Source organism: Kitasatospora sp. NPDC004799 (assembly GCF_040609095.1).
Taxonomy (GTDB): Bacteria; Actinomycetota; Actinomycetes; order Streptomycetales; family Streptomycetaceae; genus Kitasatospora.
Genome location: NZ_JBEXJK010000820.1, coordinates 1 through 1,190 on the forward strand (window position 1 = coordinate 1; position 1,190 = coordinate 1,190).

The 1,190-nt window shown below is 77.1% G+C and carries 1 protein-coding gene; it reads right to left on the bottom strand.

All coding sequences use genetic code 11. The annotated features are described in order from the left end of the window. The coding region (locus ABZW03_RS41035; protein WP_355270006.1) for a condensation domain-containing protein at window positions 1-1,105 on the bottom strand (1,105 nt) is incomplete at its 3' end. Window positions 1,106-1,190 lie beyond the last annotated feature (85 nt).

The following is a 1,190-nucleotide window of genomic DNA, read 5'->3' on the forward strand; positions in this document are numbered from 1 at the left end:
GGCCGGCGGCCAGGCCGTCGGCCAGCGCGGTCAGCAGCCGGGCCAGGCGGTCGGCGGCGTCCTGGACGGTGCGCGGGTCGAAGAGCGCCGGGTCGTACGCCAGGTCGAAGGCGAGCTGCCCGCTCAGGTGGGCCCGCAGGCACCAGGGGAAGGTGGTGGCGTCGTCGGCGCGCACCTCGACCACCCGCACCCCGGTGCGGTCCGCGGCCGACTCGTCGACGGGGTAGTTCTCGAACACCACCATGCTGTCGAACAGCGGTTCCCCGGCGGGCAGTTCGCTCAGTGCCCGGATCCGGGTCAGCGCCAGGTGGTCGTGCCGGCGGCCCTCGCTCTGCCGGTCCTGGAGCGCGCGCAGCCAGGGCAGGACGGCGCCGTCGGCGGGCACCCGGACCCGGGCCGGCACGGTGTTGATGAACAGGCCGATCATCGTCTCGACGCCGGGCAGTTCGGCCGGCCGCCCGGAGACGGTGGTGCCGAAGACCACGTCCCCGGTGCCGCCGTAGCGGGCCAGCAGCAGCCCCCAGGCGCCCTCGACCAGGGTGTTGACGGTCAGTCCGGCGACGGCGGCGTTCTCCCGCAGCCGGGCGGAGGCCGCCTCGTCGAGGACGCGGTGGACGGCGGCGGTGGAGCGGGCCCGGTGGGCCCCGGCGGGCCGGCGGTCGTAGGGCAGCGCGGTCCGCTCGGTGAACCCGGCCAGGGCGCCGTTCCAGTGCTCCTCGGCGGCCTGCCCGTCCTGCTCGCGCAGCCAGGCCAGGAAGTCCGCGAACGGGCGGCGGACCGGGCGGGGCGCCTGCGGGCCGCCGGTCAGCGCGGCGTACTCCTCGCAGACCTCGGTGAGCAGCTGCCCGGTGCTCCAGCCGTCCAGGATCACGTGGTGGGTGGACCAGAGCAGCAGCACCTCCTCGCCGGGCAGCGCCGCCAGGGCGAGCCGGGTGAGCGGCGCGGTGCCGAGGTCCAGCCCGGCGGCCCGCTCCTCGGCGAGCAGCCGCTCGGTCTCCGCGGCCCGCTGCTCGGGCGTCAGGCCGCGCCGGTCCAGCTGCCGGACGGGCAGTTCGGCGCGGCGCGCGACGACCTGGACGGGGTGCGGCAGGCCGCGCCAGTGCACGGCGGTGCGCAGCGCCGGGGTGCGGTCAGCGACCAGCGCACCCTCAACCTCTACACCGCACGGCTCGGCGACTCCCTGCTCGGCT